14 protein-coding genes are annotated in these 17,012 nt (G+C 31.5%); 7 read left to right on the top strand and 7 right to left on the bottom strand.

Features of this window, described 5'->3' with window-relative positions:
* The first annotated feature begins 2 nt into the window (after positions 1–2).
* Complete coding sequence (locus J8L88_RS16550) at positions 3–1,277, top strand: tetratricopeptide repeat protein (protein ID WP_211061306.1); 1,275 nt, start codon at positions 3–5, stop codon at positions 1,275–1,277.
* Between the two features lie 81 nt (positions 1,278–1,358).
* Here J8L88_RS16550 and J8L88_RS16545 read toward each other — a convergent pair whose 3' ends face one another.
* The 3 genes from J8L88_RS16545 to J8L88_RS16535 all read right to left on the bottom strand — a co-directional run bounded on the left by J8L88_RS16545 (position 1,359) and on the right by J8L88_RS16535 (position 5,782).
* Entirely contained in the window at positions 1,359–1,769 is a 411-nt protein-coding gene (locus tag J8L88_RS16545; RefSeq protein ID WP_027392920.1) for a hypothetical protein, read from the bottom strand.
* A gap of 165 nt (positions 1,770–1,934) precedes the next feature.
* Complete coding sequence (locus J8L88_RS16540) at positions 1,935–4,946, bottom strand: hypothetical protein (protein ID WP_240337549.1); 3,012 nt, start codon at positions 4,944–4,946, stop codon at positions 1,935–1,937.
* A gap of 113 nt (positions 4,947–5,059) precedes the next feature.
* A complete protein-coding gene (locus tag J8L88_RS16535; RefSeq protein WP_118386563.1) occupies positions 5,060–5,782 on the bottom strand; it encodes an outer membrane lipoprotein-sorting protein in 723 nt (240 codons plus the stop codon).
* A 91-nt stretch (positions 5,783–5,873) separates the two neighbouring features.
* Here J8L88_RS16535 and J8L88_RS16530 point away from each other — a divergent pair, with 91 nt between their 5' ends.
* From J8L88_RS16530 to J8L88_RS16505, 6 genes are all read left to right on the top strand, one after another.
* Complete coding sequence (locus J8L88_RS16530; RefSeq protein ID WP_211061305.1) at positions 5,874–6,764, top strand: DUF72 domain-containing protein; 891 nt, start codon at positions 5,874–5,876, stop codon at positions 6,762–6,764.
* A gap of 207 nt (positions 6,765–6,971) precedes the next feature.
* Entirely contained in the window at positions 6,972–7,358 is a 387-nt protein-coding gene (locus J8L88_RS16525; RefSeq protein ID WP_027392916.1) for a hypothetical protein, read from the top strand.
* 82 nt (positions 7,359–7,440) lie between these two features.
* Positions 7,441–8,550 (top strand): DEAD/DEAH box helicase, encoded by a 1,110-nt coding sequence (locus tag J8L88_RS16520; protein WP_027392915.1) that lies wholly within the window; start codon positions 7,441–7,443, stop codon positions 8,548–8,550.
* Positions 8,551–8,769: 219 nt separating this feature from the next.
* Positions 8,770–11,250, top strand: coding sequence for an ATP-dependent Clp protease ATP-binding subunit (locus J8L88_RS16515; RefSeq protein WP_247666501.1), 2,481 nt, complete (start codon positions 8,770–8,772; stop codon positions 11,248–11,250).
* Positions 11,251–11,312: 62 nt separating this feature from the next.
* Positions 11,313–11,762 (top strand): hypothetical protein, encoded by a 450-nt coding sequence (locus J8L88_RS16510; RefSeq protein WP_027392913.1) that lies wholly within the window; start codon positions 11,313–11,315, stop codon positions 11,760–11,762.
* Positions 11,763–11,784: 22 nt separating this feature from the next.
* Positions 11,785–13,137, top strand: a complete 1,353-nt coding sequence (locus tag J8L88_RS16505) for a DUF5458 family protein (protein ID WP_027392912.1) — start codon at positions 11,785–11,787, stop codon at positions 13,135–13,137.
* Positions 13,138–13,191: 54 nt separating this feature from the next.
* Here the strand turns inward: J8L88_RS16505 and J8L88_RS16500 are convergent, their stop codons facing one another.
* From J8L88_RS16500 to J8L88_RS23790, 4 genes are all read right to left on the bottom strand, one after another.
* Complete coding sequence (locus J8L88_RS16500; protein ID WP_035085140.1) at positions 13,192–13,566, bottom strand: response regulator; 375 nt, start codon at positions 13,564–13,566, stop codon at positions 13,192–13,194.
* Entirely contained in the window at positions 13,563–15,764 is a 2,202-nt protein-coding gene (locus J8L88_RS16495; RefSeq protein WP_211061304.1) for a PAS domain S-box protein, read from the bottom strand. Before J8L88_RS16495 ends, J8L88_RS16500 begins: the two co-directional genes overlap by 4 nt.
* A gap of 153 nt (positions 15,765–15,917) precedes the next feature.
* On the bottom strand, positions 15,918–16,313 hold the full coding sequence (locus J8L88_RS16490; RefSeq protein WP_118386559.1) for a hypothetical protein: 396 nt from the start codon (positions 16,311–16,313) through the stop codon (positions 15,918–15,920).
* Between the two features lie 121 nt (positions 16,314–16,434).
* Positions 16,435–16,851, bottom strand: a complete 417-nt coding sequence (locus J8L88_RS23790) for an Imm26 family immunity protein (protein WP_371813682.1) — start codon at positions 16,849–16,851, stop codon at positions 16,435–16,437.
* Positions 16,852–17,012: the final 161 nt, after the last annotated feature.

The following is a 17,012-nucleotide window of genomic DNA, read 5'->3' as shown; positions in this document are numbered from 1 at the left end:
TAATGAAAACTAAATTTGTCGTAGCATTTTTTTTAACTATCAGTGCTATTGGATTTTCACAAAAGAAAGCACTAAATGCGGCTAAAAAAGCATTAAAATCTGGTGATCTAGAAGTTGCCAGTGATGCATTAAAAGCTGCTGAAGGGCAATTAGAAGCTGCAGATGATAAGCAGAAAGCACAATATTATTTCCTAAAAGGACAGGTTTCTTCGGCATCATCCGATAAGTCTTTAGATAAGATTGAGCAGGCAGCCAATGCTTATACGAAAGTATTGGAAATTGAAGAAGCTTCAGGTAGTAAAAAATATACTACTCAAGCTAATACAGGAATACAGGCTTTGCGCCAGTCTTTAGTAGAGCAAGCGGTAGCGGATCAGAAAGCAGGTAAGAATAAAGATGCCGCTGATAAATTGTATTTAGGGTATAAAACAAAAAAGAGTGATACGTCTTATTTATATTTTGCTGCTTCTAATGCAGTAAATGGTAAGGATTATGATACAGCTCTTAAGTATTACAATGAATTAATTGAAATTGGTTACAAAGGAGTTGAAGAACGTTTTACGGCAACTAATAAAGAGACAGGAGAAGTAGATCCATTTGATTCAAAAGAATTAAGAGATTTTTCTGTAAAAGCAGGAACGCATATCAAACCAGAAGTTTCTAAAACGAAATCAAGACAAGCTGAAATAACTAAAAATATAGCTCTTATTTATATTACTCAAGGTAAAGATGAAGAGGCTATTAAAGCAATGGAGGCTGCTAAGGCTCAAAATCCTAATGATCCAGCTTTAATGCAAGAAGAGGCTAATATGTTTTACAAACTAGGTAATTTGGAAAAATACCAAGAGTTAATGCAGGCGATAGTTGCAAACGATCCAGAGAACCCTAATTTATTATATAATTTAGGTGTAAGTGCATCACGATTAGGAGATAATGAACAAGCAATTACGTATTATAAGAAAGCTTTAGAGATCAAGCCTGATTATTCTTCTGCTCAAATAAATATTGCTGCTATTATTTTAAGTGGCGAAACTGCTCTTAATGAAGAAATGAATAGTCTTGGTGGATCTAATGCAGATTATAAAAGATTTGATGTTCTTAAAAAGCAAAAGCAAGATTTATATAGAGAAGCTGTTCCTTATTTGGAAGGAGCTCTACAATCAAAACCTGATAATGTAGAAGCTGTTCGTACGTTAATGCAGATTTTCTATCAACTAGATGATCCTAAAGCGGATGATATGAAAAATAAATTAAAAGCTTTAGAAGGCGGAAACTAGGCTTCACTAAAGTATTTTAAATAATAAAAAAAGCGGATCAAAATTTTGATCCGCTTTTTTTATTAGAATAACACATATTGCTTAATATGTCGTAATCGGTTTGTCTAATAATTGAATATTACTTTGTAAACGTTCTCTAACGATATTCATCATTCTTTTGTTTAGGGATGACGAATTTTCAATGTATATGAGATACTCATCTACTGTAAATTGTCCAATAATCATTCCTTTTAAACTGTTTCTGAATTTCATGTCCTTTTGAACAGCATTCTCAATAAATAATAGTCGTTTTTCTATAGAAAGCTCAAAAAAAGTATTTTTTCTTTTTTTGATATAATTTCTAAACACTTCAATTAATAATTCATTTTGTAATTTAATGATTGGTCTAATTGTTTTGTTTTGAAATTGCTCGTCATTTGACATGTTTTCAGAAACTCTTGCATTTAAAATTTGTGGCCGTATAGCCAATAAATTTGATTCCCTGTTTTCCATAATAAAGAGTGTTTACTAAAAATACAGAATTGTTTCATCTAAATTTCAGAACACTTACCAGAGTTTTAAACCAGTTATGAACATTTTCTTATGAATAGAAATAATGTTTAGGTTTTATTCAAAAAAAATAAGACTTCCTAAATGGAAGCCTTACTTTTTTGAAATTTATTTTTTAAGGAATTCTGCTTTTGATTTAATATCTATGGGCGCAATTTCATTTTTCTCTAGATATTTCACAAGTTTAGATATTCTTTTATCCTTTATCTTTTGAAAATCTACAATTGCTTTTTTTAATTTCTCATTCAGTGTTTTTTGATTGTTTAATTGAGCACTTGACGGTTTTTCAAAATTATTTGTTACTGCATTATATAGATTAGAAATCTTTTCTCGCAATTCCGGTTCTGCTTCCTGAACATAATTATCTCCTGTAGTAATAACCAAAGACTCTTTTAATTCAGTTAATTCTTTGATAACAGGTGTCGCAATTTTTGAAGATTTTTCTTCAATTGATTTGGCTTTTTTTACTGTTTGATCAATTTCATGAACTAAATAAGCTAAATCTTCTATCATAACATAAAGTTCTTTAGAAGTTTTACGTTGCGATTTTCTTTCAGCTTCAGTCACTTCCGAATTTTTATCTTGTTCAACATCTATAGTATGTTCATAGGTGTTTTTACCTTTTGTGAGTACTACCTTGTATTTACCAGCAGCAACTCTTGGAGCAGCTCCTATTGAAAATGTTTTACCTGATGCAGATTTTGGAGAGATACTTCTGTAATTCCATCGAACTATATTAATTCCTTTGGCTTTTCCTGGAGGTAAATCAGTGATTTTATTTCCATTTAGATCCTGAATTTCCATGCTCATTTTTCCAAAAGTATGTCTCTTTTTTAGATAGTACATAATTTTTAGATTGCTACTTGGGTTCTGTCCTACGAACTGAGTTTCTGTGCTTCCTCCTCCAAACCCATTATTTTCTTTTATAATTCCAGGTTTAGTGTTGAAAAAATGTACATTTTTAGCCAATACTTCTTGATTGATCTGACGTAAAGAAGAAATGTCGTCCAATATTATTACACCTCTTCCATGAGTACCTAAAACAAGATCATTCGTTTTTTTATGAAGATCTATAAAATGTACTGCAGTTGCTGGCATATTATTAGTGAATCTAGCCCAATTTTTGCCACCATTAATAGTAACAAATAGTCCAAATTCTGTTCCTACGAACAATAAATCTTCTTGTTCATAGTCTTCTTGAATATTTCTGGCAAAACCTATAATATCATCGGTTGCAATAGATTTCCAGTTTTTTCCATAATCGGATGTTTTGTATACATATGTATTCATGTCTCCAGAAGTATGTCCATCAAAAACTGCGTATGCAGTTCCTGCATTATGAACACTTGCTTCTATATGATATACCCAAGTGTTGGCAGGTAAATTAGGAATATTACTAACGGTATTTGTCCAGTTTTTCCCACCATCTGTAGTGACTTGTACATTTCCATCATCAGTTCCAACCCAAATTACATTTTCGTTCACTGGAGATTCGGCTATGGTAAAAATGGTTGTGTGTGTTTCTGCTCCTGACTTATCTTTAGAAAGACCTCCAGATTCTTTATCTTGTTTAGTAAGGTCATTAGTTGTTAGGTCTGGAGATATTTTTGTCCAGTTATTACCCATATCTTCAGATTTATGAAGGTATTGGCTCCCCATATAAAAACGATCTGGTTTGTGAGCACTAATAGCCATTGGAGCATTCCAATTAAAACGTAGTTCTTCGTCACCATCAGGTATTGGTTCTACATTTTTAGTGGTGTTTTTCTCAGTATTTATTCTCCATACGTTTTGAGCTCCTTGCATTTCAGAATATATAATAGGTTTTGTAGGGTGCTTTAATACTCTAAAGCCATCTCCATAACCAATTCTTTTCCAATCTCTAGCTTCGATTCCTCCAGGAGAAGAGGAAGGACCATACCAAGAACCATTATCTTGTAATCCACCATATATATTGTATGGCTCTGCGTTGTCTAAACTAATTTGATAAAATTGTGATACAGGAAGATTTTCTACTATTTCCATAGTTGCGCCACCATCCCAACTTCTGTATACTCCTCCATCTGTTCCTGCATACATTCTATCACTATCATTGATATCAAAAAGAATATCATGAATATCAGCGTGCATGTTTCCAAGATTTTTAAAGGTTTTTCCTCCATCTTTAGAAATAGCTCCAAGAAAACCACCTTTTACAATAGTTTCAGGGTTTTTTGGGTCAACGACAAGACGAGAAAAATAAAATGGTCTTACTACTAATTCAAAATCATTATTTAATTGCTTCCAATTTTTTCCAGCATCGTCAGATCTATATAACCCTTTACTTTTATCATCTTCACTTTCAATCGCTGCGTATAATATTTTTGTATTAGATGGAGCCACTGCAATACCAATTCTACCTAAATTTCCTTCAGGAAAACCTGAATGAATTTTATTCCAGTTTTTTCCACCATCTATGGATTTATATAATGCACTGTTAGCACCTCCGGAGTTAAAAGACCATCCAGTTCTTCTAAATTCCCACATAGAAGCATAAAGAGTATTCGGATCGTTTGGATCCATTAAAAGATCAGAAATACCTGTAGATGTATTGGTATATAGTATTTTTTTCCAAGTCTCGCCGCCATCAGTGGTTTTGTATACACCACGTTCATCACTATCCCCCCATAAAGCTCCTAGTACACCAACATAAACTTCTTTTGAGTTTTTTGGATTGATCACAATACTACTAATGCGCTCGGATTTTTCAAAACCAATTTTATTCCAAGTGTCTCCTCCGTTAGTGGTTTTATAAAGTCCATCTCCAATAGAAACACTATTTCTTGTCCATATTTCTCCGGTCCCGACCCATATAGTTTTGTCTGGATCGTTTGGATCAACGGCTACAGCTCCAATGGATTGAGCGTGTTCGTCAAAAATGGGATTAAATGTTGCACCTCCATTGGATGTTCTCCATACTCCACCACCAGCTGTTCCGGCATAGATTACTCTAGCGTTAGTAGGGTGTGCTTCTAGATCAATAATTCTTCCACTCATTAAGGCAGGGCCTATATGACGTGCTTTAATATCACCAAAAAGTTCTTTCCCTTTTAATGATATTTCTTGTGCTTCTAAGCTCATGTTTATACATAATAAGCAGCATAAGATTTTAATGTATTGTTGCATAATAGTTGTTTGTGTGATTAAAAAAAAGCCTCAAACTTAGATGAGGCTTTTTTATAAAAGTATGTTTTTTATTTCTCTGCAGGAAAAGCGAATAAACTAGATTCTATTTCAGGATTTAGTACAATCTCTTTGATTTCAATAGGCTGTGGGCCTTGAGACATAGAGAAAGGGAAGTAAAGACCATCCACTTCCTGGTAGTCACTCATAGTAACAGTAGTTTTATTAGCGCCTTGAGTTGTTTCAATCATAATAGGTACATAGTTTTCAGTTTCAAAGTAGTAGTAGCTAATACTTGGAGACTCTACACCATTTAGAGATACAGGCTCAGTTGTTAATTGAATTTTGAAGGTTTCAGTACCTTCTTTTGTTTCTTTACCTAAATATTCTACCGTATACCCTTTTTCTTTATAATCTATAAAAGCGTTTGGAAAATCATTTGTTGATAATTTCATGTTATCGGTAGTTTCCTTGTCACTTTTTTCTGCTTTCATGGTCATAAAGTTCGTGGACCACATTGTTTCGCCATCAAAAGCAAATTGAGTGATTGTTTTACCTTGTAACTCAATAACTACGGCTTGTTCACCTTTGTTTCCAGAATATATAGTTACAGGTATAACCATTCCTCCTTGGTTTACTTGGGCTACCATTTTAGTACCAGTAAGCTTTTTCCAGTTTTCCTTACCTCCGGTATTTTCTAAATATGTATCGATAATTTCATCAGCAGTTTGTGCCTGTGTGGGAGTAATAATTGCTATAATTAGTACTACAATTAATGATTTCAAAGTATTCATTGTTAAATTTTTTATTATTGTTACTGCATAGTTAGTCATTCGAATCCTATTTTTGTTACACTATTTACAGTAAACTTTTTAAATAAATATTATGAAATTTGGTAAAGTAGAACGCCCAGAAAGTATAAACTTTGTATTGCCAGAGGATCATCAGGATACTTTAAAAGTTTTACAGAAAGGAGGAAGTAATGATGTTTCTGTATATGTTGGTTGCGCTAAGTGGAATAAACAAGATTTAAAAGGTTTTTACCCTAGAGGTACAAAAGATGAATTATTTTACTATTCTAGACAGTTTAATTGTATTGAATTAAATGCTACTTTTTATAGAATCTTTTCTGAAGATCAATTCAAGAAGTGGTATGATAAAACACCTGAAGGGTTTAAGTTTTTTCCAAAACTTGTACAAAATATATCGCATCTTAAGAGACTTAATGAAGATGTCCAGCCTTATGTAGATCAATATGTAGCAAATGCGGTTCATTTAAAAGAAAAACTAGGAACAATCTTTTTGCAAATGCATAGTAATTTTGCTCCTAAGTATTTTGAAAGAGTTATACGTTTTGTCGAAAAATGGCCAAAGGAATTATCATTAGCTATAGAGTTTAGACATACAGATTGGTTTAATGATGAGGTGGTCGCAAGCGAATTGTATGATTTGTTAGAGAGTTCTAATGTATCGAATATAATTACAGACTCAGCAGGAAGGAGAGATTTATTGCATATGAGATTAACTAATAAGGAAGCTTTTATTAGATACGTAGGAGCAAATCATGAAACAGATTACACTAGGCTGGAGGAGTGGGTGACTAGACTGAAAACATGGAAAAATCAAGGGATTGAAGATATTCATTTTTTTGTTCATCAAAACATAGAAAAAGAGTCACCTCTGCTTTCTAAATTTTTTATAGAACTAATAAATAATAGATTAAATACAAAGCTTAATTTACCGAACCATTCTTCTGACGGAACTACCTTATTCTAATTACAAAAGGGTTGAATTACGGTTTTAACTTTCTTGTTGTAGTCTTAATCACTCGTAAATAGTGTTAAATGTGTAAAAAAAATTGCATTTAATCTTGTTTATGTGTATTTTGCCGATGTTTTTAAATAATACTGCTCAGAAATACGCTACTTATTTTTAATGTAGAATTAAATTTGAATTTGTATTAATAAGCCAAAAAATATACATATGACTAAACTATTACGCCCCGCTTTATTATTTGTTTTTGTATTGTTTTCTTTTATTATTCAGGCACAGGAGGATGTTTTAAAAGAAACTATAGGCCAGTTTAGTGGCAGTATAACTACTTTTGATTTTTCAATTCATCAAAAAAATATAATCGAACAGAGTGAGAAAGTTTTTTCTTACGAAAATTGTAATCATGATCACTTGACTCATAATGATCATAATGAATTCCATTCCGAAAGTATTTCTCTTATGGATATTATATCTCCGGATGAAGGTGCAGACGTTAATTGTTCCGGTGGTTTTTGTATGCACGAATCGCACTTTCATAAAAAAGGATTAACTTTAAGAAGACAATTATTCGATTACTTCATGAAAATATCTTGCTAATCATCTAATTAATTTTATCTATTGATTGTTTTAGTTGGGCAATGAATTTATTCATCTATTTTTGCACTATAAAAAATAGAGGATGAAATTTTCAGAATTAGGTGTTCCCAAAGATCTAAATAAAGGTCTTAAAGAAATGGGAATAATAGTACCTACAAAAATTCAAGAGCAATCGATACCTGTACTTATCAATAATAAAGTAGACTTTATTGGTAAAGCTCAGACTGGAACTGGTAAAACAGCCGCCTTTGGTATTCCTTTATTAACTACTATAGACTCCCAGAAAAAAGAAGTTCAGGCATTAATCTTAGCACCTACAAGAGAACTAGGTCAACAAATTGCAAAACAGCTTTTTAAATTCACTAAGTATACTGATAAAATTTTTACAGAATCTGTATATGGTGGAGAAAAAATAGAAATTCAATTATCGAGATTAAAAAGGCCAACCCATATTGTGGTTGCAACTCCTGGTAGATTAATTGATTTAATTGAAAGGAAAGCAGTTGATATTTCCAAAATCAAAACGATCGTATTAGACGAAGCTGATGAGATGTTGAGTATGGGATTCAAAAAGGATCTTACTACTATTTTGAGTAAAACTAAGGGATATAGAAATGTATGGCTTTTTTCTGCTACAATGCCATCAGGATTAAATGAAATTATTAATTCTTATGTTGACAAGGATGCTGTAAGAGTGTCAATTGATAAAAATGACGCTGTTAATAAAGGTATTGATCATCATTTTGTAGTTGGAGAAGAAGTAAATAAATTAGATACACTTACTTATTTTCTTAAATCTCATAAGAATCAAAGAGGAATAATTTTTACTAAAACGAAAGCTGCGGCTCGTAAGTTATCTAAACAGCTTATAGCAAAAAATTATGAAGTCGGCTTACTAGAAGGTGATATGACTCAAAAAGATAGGGATAAAGTAATGCGTGCATTTAAGAAAGCTACTTTAGAATTATTGGTATCTACCGATGTAGCTGCTAGAGGAATTGATGTAGCAGATTTAGCATTTGTAGTGCATTATCAGTTGCCAGATCAAATAGAATATTATACGCATAGAAGTGGCAGAACTGCAAGGGCAGGAAAAACGGGGTTATCATTAGCGCTTATAGTAAAGCAAGAATTAAAAGTGATTAGAGATTTAGAAAAAAACCTTGGAATTAGATTTTCTCAGATCCGTTAAAGATTTTTAATTTTTTACCTGAAAACAGGGGGGTCTTTTACCCAGATACTAGGTAGGTATAATCGATATTTAATTATATTTTTGGTTAAGCTAAAGTATTTTTTACTTTTTGAGGGAAAAATCACTCATAATGCATAAAAATCGAATTTTATTTTCAGCAATTTGATAATTTTTTGCTAATTATTAGGTTATTTATTTACTTTACGAAAAACCAACTTCATGCAAATACTAGATTATACATTATCATCAAAGGTTGATAATGCGATTCACATAGCACAATCAATTGCAAAAGAGTATCATAATGATGAATACAATGCTGCACATTTATTGAAAGCTCTTTTACACAAAGATGTAGGATTAAAAGATTTTTTTAATCAGATTGATGGCGATATATATTATTATGAAGAATGGTCAGAAGTTAGAATTGAGGCATTACCAAGAGTTGTAAATATTCCGGATGCTGTTCAAGGAGATAAATCTATAGAAGCAGTTTTTAATGAAGCGGATACCCTAAAACTTAAATTGGGTAAGGATGAAATAACGCCTCATGCAGTTTTAATTGCTTTGTGTACTCCAGGTGTAGGATTTTCTTATGAACAATTAAAGACACTACCGCTTAAGGCTGATGAAATTTTAATAGCAGCAACCCAAGGGAAGACTGGTGGTGGAAAAGCAGTTTCTACTAATGGTGGATCAACAACTTCTCAAGTGCAAAAAGGTGATTCAGGAATACTAGATGAATATTGTTTTGATAAAACTTTTGCTGCAAAAAATAAACAATTGGATGATGTTTTTGGAAGAGATGCGGAGGTAAAGATGATTACCGAGATCTTAGGAAGACATTCTAAACCAAATGTATTGATAACAGGTGAACCTGGTGTTGGAAAAACGGTTCTTTTGGATGGTTTTTCAGAGGCTGTTGTGAATGGGAATGTGCCTGATGGTTTGCAAGATGCTCAAATTTATGAGTTAGATTTTATTAACCTTGTTTCTGGAGCAAGTTATAAAAGTGAAGTAGAGGATCGTTTTAAAAAGATTTTAGTCGCATTAAAAGAATATGATAAACCTATCTTATTAATTGATGAGATTAATAATTTGACAGATAAAAATAGTGGGAACCAAGGGTTGGTAAACATTTTAAAATCTGAATTAGCAAAAGGAGAAGTTACGTTCATAGTTACTGCTACAAATGACGCCTTTAGAAAACATATCGAAACCGACGAAGGACTTACTAGGAGGTTTGAGGTTGTTGCGCTAGACGAACCTTCAGAAGAAGATGCACTAACCATGATTTCTAATACTATTAATAAGTATAAAGAACACCATAGTTTAGACATTATAGATGAAACGATTGCAGAAGCTATTAGACTTTCTAAACGATTTAATAAAGATAGAAGTCTACCCGATGCTGCTATAGATCTTATAGATAGAACAATGTCGGCTTCTAGATATATGATCGAGACAACAGCAAATAATGTAGAGTCTTTACTAAAAGATGTAAAAGATATAGGAGAGAAGAAATCCGAGGAAGCCGATAAAGTAAATGCAGTAAGTTGGATCTACAATAATCTAAAAAGTAAGTTTAGTTATCTTTTGTTTAATGAACTTGGAGAGGATGAAATGGTTCTTGGAGAAGAAACATTTGATAATTATAAAACAAAAATTGTTTCCATTTTGGATCAATTTTTTAAGAAAGCTTCAGAAGAGAAAACCTTTATAGATAAAAATGATGTTTCTGCCACAATTGCAAATAAAACCGGAATTCCAGTAGGAAAACTTCAGGCTGATGAAAAAGAAAGGTTACTTAATATGGAAGATCATCTAAAGAAAAGAGTGATTGGACAAGATCATGCAATCAAAACAATTTCTGAAGCGGTACTGGAATCGAGATCGGGCTTGAGTAAACCGGGACTTCCGACAGGTTCTTTTTTCTTTACAGGTCCTACAGGTACAGGTAAAACGGAATTAGCAAAATCTCTTGCTGAGTTTCTTTTTCAGACTGAAGATGCTATTATTAGGTTTGATATGTCTGAATTTAAAGAAGAACACTCTGCCGCACTATTATATGGAGCTCCTCCAGGATATGTAGGATATGAAGAAGGAGGGTTGTTAGTAAATAAAATAAGACAAAAACCATATTCTATCGTACTTTTTGATGAAATAGAAAAAGCACATCCATCAGTTTTTGACATTTTTCTTCAAATTTTGGATGAAGGAAAGTTGAATGATCGATTAGGTAAAACAGGAGATTTTTCTAATGCTGTTATTTTATTTACTTCTAATATTGGGAGTGAGCACGTTGTAAAATCATTTACAGATGGAGAAATTCCTAAATCATCAGATCTATTAGAATTGATGTCTAGACATTTTAGACCAGAGTTTTTAGGAAGGTTAACAGAAATTGTTCCTTTTGCACCGATTACAAAAGAGAATGTAGTAAAGATTTTTAATATTCAATTAAAAGATTTACACAAAGCCCTTAATAAGCAAGAAGTAACATTAGAGCTTACAGAGGCTGCACAAGAATATTTAGCTTATAAGGGATTTACCCCCAAATATGGGGCGAGACCTTTAAGAGGAGTTATTAGAAATGATTTAAGAGGTCCTTTGTCTAAAATGTTGATTACGGGTAAGATAGGTAAAGGGAGTAAAGTCAGTCTTGATATAAAAGATGAAAAAATGGAATGGTCCTATGAATAAAGAACCATATCCTGCAATAAAATTAGTATATTTATAATTCACAATCATTATTTAGAGAAAATATGAGCAATAACACATATGGATTAGGAGGAACAGAGGTAAAAACCGATGCTAGTGAAGCTATATTGGAAATCGGACAAAATAAAACACTTCTTGTTCAGAAATTAACTCAAGATCAGCCTATTAAGCCGCAGATTGTAAACGGTTTGACATCTATTGATCATGTATTTGAAAATTATAAGCCCGAAGTAGAGGTAGAGTTTGAAGATGCGGATGGAGTAGAAAGCAAAGAAACTTTGAAATTTAGCCATTTAGGTAATTTCGGAAAAAAAGGAATTATAGATCAGAGTAAATTTTTAAATGATTTAGATACTGAAAAGGATCAGTATTTGAAGGTGGTGAAACAACTTAAATCCAATAAGATCTTAAAAACTGCTTTAGCAGATCCAGATGCAAAACAAGCGTTGATAAGATCAATCGAATCATTATTAGCAGAATTACAGCAAGGTTAAAAGATAAAGACACATAAATCACATGGCAGCAGGAAAACAAGCTCAAGAGAGTGTTAAAATAGAAAATCCAGCAAAGGAATTAAAAATAAACGAAGAAAAGTTAGCTAGATATGGCGGTTTTGATCTTTTAGAAGCGTGTATCGATGATGTTCAGAACATGAACCCAGATCGTAAGGCCCGTAAAAAGATTTTTCTTACAGAATCAACCAAAAAGTTAGAAAGAGCTAAACTTCAAAAAACGTTAGAAATTTGGAGAGATGTTTTATCATCATCAGATGATATCTCTGAAATGGTTGAAGAATCAGAAAAACGTTCTGAAATTGCTGGAAAATCTTTGGAGAAAAACTTAGGTGCAGCATTAGAGCAGACTAGAGAACTAGAACAATCATATAGATCTGTGGCTTTATTCTTTAAGAATACAGAATCTCAAAAAGTTAAGAATATTAATATCATGAATGCTGAATTGGAGCAGTTAAAAGATCTAGACAATACTAGATTTATTGATGCAATCCAAGAAGAATTAGTTCAAGGGTATGACCGTCTTGATTTAAGAGATAATTATGGTATTTTAGTAATACCTGGTTACTTAGGATCTAACAAAGTAGTAGAAAAATGGGCTAAGATTGCTCATGAGAACAAGGTAATGATGATTACTGATTTCGAACATCTTGATGAGCCAGATGATGTTATGGAAATGTTTGAAGCTGCTAATCTTACTGGTGGAGATAAATACAGGTCTAATGTTATGATGGCTTGTAACTGGTTAGTAGGAAGAGGAAAACATGATGAAGTAGGAGAAGAAGACGATCTTTTTGTACCACCTTCTAGTGCGTTAGCAGGACAGGTATATAGAACATTGATGTCTCAGGTTGCTGCGGGTAAGAAACATGGTGGGATTAATGAGGTAGATGGTGTTCGATTTGACCTAAAGAAAAGTGAGATTGCACAGTTAGAGAAATTGGGATTAGTTCCTATGGTTAATGAGTATGGAAAAGTAATGGCGTTTTCTGCTAAAACCTTATTTAACGGAGATAACTTAGGATTACAGACATATTCTGTTGTTAGGGTATTTGATTATGTTACCAAAGTATTAATGGACTTCTTAAATAGAAGAGCTTTCGAAAACTTTAATGCAAGAACACGTAAGGAGTTGATGGGACAGATCGTTAAATTCTTAGATGGAATTACAGGTCCAGATCAATTAATTGAAGATTTTTCGATTAAGCGTTTCGAACAAGATCCGAACCAAAAGGATAGAGTATATTTAGATATACACATGAAACCTTATTTCCCAGCTAAAAACTTTATGATAAAAATGGATGGACAGAAAGGTGATGATGGTACCGATTGGGATTCTGATTATGAACAGCAATAGTTATAACTATAATTAAATAAAAAAAGAGCACTAATAATTATTAGTGCTCTTTTTTTATTTAATTTTTGATTTTACTTTTGAAATAGCAGATAAAAGTTTATCGAAATTAACAGGTTTAGAGAAGTATTTATCAAAGCCTATTTTGATGAATTTTTGAGCATCACCTGGCATGGCGTATGCAGTGACTGCGTATATAGGGATATTCTCTAGTACATCTAACTTTTTAAAACGTTTTAATAGTTCGCATCCATCCATTTGGTTTAGACCAAGGTTTATATCTACTAGAATTAGATCGAGGGTAGATTCATTAACCATCTTTAAAGCTATCGGACCATTTTCTGCAATAATTACATTAGATGAGTTTTTAGATAACATCCGATTCATAACCATTGCATTAATTTTATTGTCTTCTACGTAAAGTATATTCATATATTTTTTGGGATTGTAATAATGAATTTTGTTCCCTGATTCAATTTACTTATAACTTTTATTTTTCCTCCAAGGATTTCAATATATCTTTTTGATAAACTTAAACCAATTCCGGTTCCTTCGTATTTTCTACTCAGACCAATACTTTCCTGTATAAAAGGATCGAATATCTTTTTTAGACTGTCTTTTCCGATACCAATTCCAGAATCCTTTATTGTAATTTTTATTTTTTCTTCTTGTCCTTCTACTTTAACTAATACCTTTCCCTTATCCGTATATTTAATAGCGTTATGAATGATATTGTTTATAGCAGTTCGAAAAATATCTTCATCTATAGAAGCAGATGGACAATTTTCATCAAGTTTTAGAACGTAATTTAGATTTTTAGAGTTGGCAAAATGTCGATACTCTCTATAAGAAGTCTCTATGGTATAATTCATGTCGACTTCTACGTAATTTAGATTTTTCTGAATTGTTTCTATTTCACTAAAATGGGATAAGTTGTTTATCGTTGCAAGAAGCCTTTCTTTACTTTCATCAAGATATGCACTCAATTTTTTTCGCTCTTCAGGGTTTTCTTCACCTGATAATAAGATATTACTTATCGTAACAATTCCATTAAGTGGTGTTCTTATTTCGTGACTAAAATTGGATAGAATGTTAGATTTTAGATTACTTAATTCCTGTTCTTTTATGTGAGCTTCTTTTCTAGCAATTTCTGCAGTTTTTTGCTCCGTTATATCGTGAAAACTAACTAAGATAGAATTTACTTTATTTTCTCCATCTTTAATAGGAGTGTATTTGGATTCTAGCCATTGAGACGCCCCTTTATATGTGGTTCTTTCTATTTCTTTTTTTACAATATTGCCTTTTAAAGCTTCATTAAATTCGTGAAAAAATGTAGTTTTAAAATTTACAGGCATTACTTCTATAAAAAGAGTAGGTTCTTTTGTTGGATCTACGTTAAAATCTCTTTTTATAATTTTTAAAGAATCTTGATCTGCCATTAATATTTCCCCCGAAGTATTTAATAAAATGGTATAAGCAAAACCATTATTGATCATAGCTAATAATCTACTATGATTTTCTGTTATCGTATGCTCGTTTAGTTTTCTTTGATGAACATCGATAAGGTTACCTATCATTCTGGTCGTTTTGTTGTTTTTATCCTTTTTCCGGTATCCGTGGATTTCGTAATATCTATAATCTCCCTTTTTATTTTTTATTCTATAATGATTAAAATAATGATTCCCCGTTTTTTTTAAGCCCTCTATATGTCGCTCAATAGAATCTTCTATATCATCTGGATGAATTAATTTTTGTAATAAATCAGTTGATATAAAATCTTTATCTAGTGGTAAACCTAACATTTTTTTAAAATCCGTACTATAATATGTAGCATTTATATCAAAGTGATGATCAAATAAACCAGAACGTATACCTTTTAATGCTAGACGTTTAGTTTCTTCGTTATATTTTAATTTTTCTAGATAATTCTGTCGTTCTGTTATATCTGCAAAACTTCCATTAATAAAAACTACTTTATCATTATGAATAATAGGTTCTCCTAATACTCTAATCCATTTTTCTGTACCTTTTTCGGTAATTATTTTTTCTGTGTAATCTGTTGGTTTTTTGTTGATTAGATCTTCAAGAAACTTCCAAATTTTTGGTCTTGATTCTGGTCGATAATAACTTATTGCTTTTTCCATTGTAATAGGAGTCCCCGGTTCTAAGTCATGTAAGTTGTAACATTCTTTAGAAAAAAACATTTCTTCACTAATGGGGTTATAATACCAAGCACCAGTTTTAGTTAATTTTGATAATGAAATAAGCGAATAGTGTTCTTTATTCTCCTCAGTAATATCAATTCCAGAAGCATAAATAAGATCTTCATAGAGAATGAAATCAAATTTAAGAGTAAGTATTCCTGTATTTGACTTAGGAGAAAATCTAAATGTATAGTTCTGCGGAGATTTAAGGTTACAGCATTTAGATATAATTTCTTCAAATTTACTTTCTTCTTCATCGATAATATAATCTCTAATCGATGACCCTATTATTTGATCATTAGGTAACTGAAACAATGCTTCACAGCGTTTATTGGCATAATGTACGTTTCCTTCTTTATCCATAATAATAAGATAAAGCATTGTTTTTTCTGTCAAAGTAACAAATTCTTGTCCCGTAAATGCCATAAATAATGTAGGTGATTAGCTTTTTAAAGTTACAAAAATGATTTATATAAAGAAGCTTTAGACTTCTTTATATCGAATTGCAATTTTTTTGTAGGTTTTTAATTATTGTTTTTTTTATAATTAATATGGGAGTATTGATATATAAAGAGGTACTTATTTAGGTCTTTTTATAAATCTATAAATTAGAATAATTACTCCGATCAGTATAAGTATGTATAATCCATAAGATTGCCAAAAGGAATTACTTTTGGTAGTGAGTAGGAGTGGTGTTTCTTTATTATATAAAATTTTAATTGTATCTCCTTCATTGTCTAATGGACCTATAAACGGGATATGCATTAGTTTTACGGTACTTGTGAGACTATCACCTTCTAAAGTTTTATAAGCAACTTTGGCAGTTGCAGAAGATCTTCTAGATCTAACTTTGAAATTAATTTCTTGGATTACCGCCTCGGTTTCAATATATTCTGTAGTAGTATCTTGAGCTATTAGTGAAAAAGAAGAGCAAATAAAAAAAATATGGATGTAATAGATTTTAAAATTTTTCATTGTTGGTCAATTAGAATTCTAAATATACTACATCGATATTGGATTAAGAAATGATACTTGTAAAACGTCTTTTTTATTTAAATAAATTAAAAATATAATCTAAATAATAGTTCTAGTGATATCAACTTTTCTTTGCTCTCCAAAACTTAATTATTTTTTTGATCTGAATATCACCTTTCGGAATATATGGTGGATATCTATTATCATCGGTACTATCTTTTTCTTCTTTATTACCAAAGATATCTATTAAAGTAGGATTACTTTGATCTCCATATTCAAATTTAGTCGTTTCATTTTCAGGAGGTATGAAGTTCTTATTTTTATCTTTTACATCCCAATCGCCCTCTTTACCAAGCCAAAACAGAGAATGGGAATCAATAATTTGAGGTTGAAGAAGTCTAGAATCATAATTTATATTTAAATATTCATTCGGGTTATCACCAATATGATTAAAGATCTCTATGCAATGACCTATGCTTAGTTTAGATAATACTCTTGCAAATGCATATTCATTATTACCTAAATTAATACTTAAAATATCACCGTTTTCTAATTTTATTTTTTTTGCTTTGGCATATTTTATTTCTGAATATTTATCTCAAAAAAACTATTAATCTTGGATAATTTTTATGTTGTTGCCTTTAGCTGTAGCTGAAAATATTTTTTTTTCAATTTTCTTGTAGGTTATCATGTCTTAAA

Source organism: Aquimarina sp. MMG015, assembly GCF_018100855.1.
In the GTDB taxonomy this organism is placed as follows: Bacteria; Bacteroidota; Bacteroidia; order Flavobacteriales; family Flavobacteriaceae; genus Aquimarina; species Aquimarina latercula.
This window is presented reverse-complemented; position numbering and strand designations above follow the sequence as displayed.

Bases quoted from the DNA above. Each gene is read 5' to 3' on its own strand.
- J8L88_RS16550 (WP_211061306.1), top strand. From the start codon at position 3: ATGAAAACTAAATTTGTCGTAGCATTTTTTTTAACTATCAGTGCTATT.
- J8L88_RS16545 (WP_027392920.1), bottom strand. From the start codon at position 1,769: ATGGAAAACAGGGAATCAAATTTATTGGCTATACGGCCACAAATTTTA.
- J8L88_RS16540 (WP_240337549.1), bottom strand. From the start codon at position 4,946: ATGAGCTTAGAAGCACAAGAAATATCATTAAAAGGGAAAGAACTTTTT.
- J8L88_RS16535 (WP_118386563.1), bottom strand. From the start codon at position 5,782: ATGAATACTTTGAAATCATTAATTGTAGTACTAATTATAGCAATTATT.
- J8L88_RS16530 (WP_211061305.1), top strand. From the start codon at position 5,874: ATGAAATTTGGTAAAGTAGAACGCCCAGAAAGTATAAACTTTGTATTG.
- J8L88_RS16525 (WP_027392916.1), top strand. From the start codon at position 6,972: ATGACTAAACTATTACGCCCCGCTTTATTATTTGTTTTTGTATTGTTT.
- J8L88_RS16520 (WP_027392915.1), top strand. From the start codon at position 7,441: ATGAAATTTTCAGAATTAGGTGTTCCCAAAGATCTAAATAAAGGTCTT.
- J8L88_RS16515 (WP_247666501.1), top strand. From the start codon at position 8,770: ATGCAAATACTAGATTATACATTATCATCAAAGGTTGATAATGCGATT.
- J8L88_RS16510 (WP_027392913.1), top strand. From the start codon at position 11,313: ATGAGCAATAACACATATGGATTAGGAGGAACAGAGGTAAAAACCGAT.
- J8L88_RS16505 (WP_027392912.1), top strand. From the start codon at position 11,785: ATGGCAGCAGGAAAACAAGCTCAAGAGAGTGTTAAAATAGAAAATCCA.
- J8L88_RS16500 (WP_035085140.1), bottom strand. From the start codon at position 13,566: ATGAATATACTTTACGTAGAAGACAATAAAATTAATGCAATGGTTATG.
- J8L88_RS16495 (WP_211061304.1), bottom strand. From the start codon at position 15,764: ATGGCATTTACGGGACAAGAATTTGTTACTTTGACAGAAAAAACAATG.
- J8L88_RS16490 (WP_118386559.1), bottom strand. From the start codon at position 16,313: ATGAAAAATTTTAAAATCTATTACATCCATATTTTTTTTATTTGCTCT.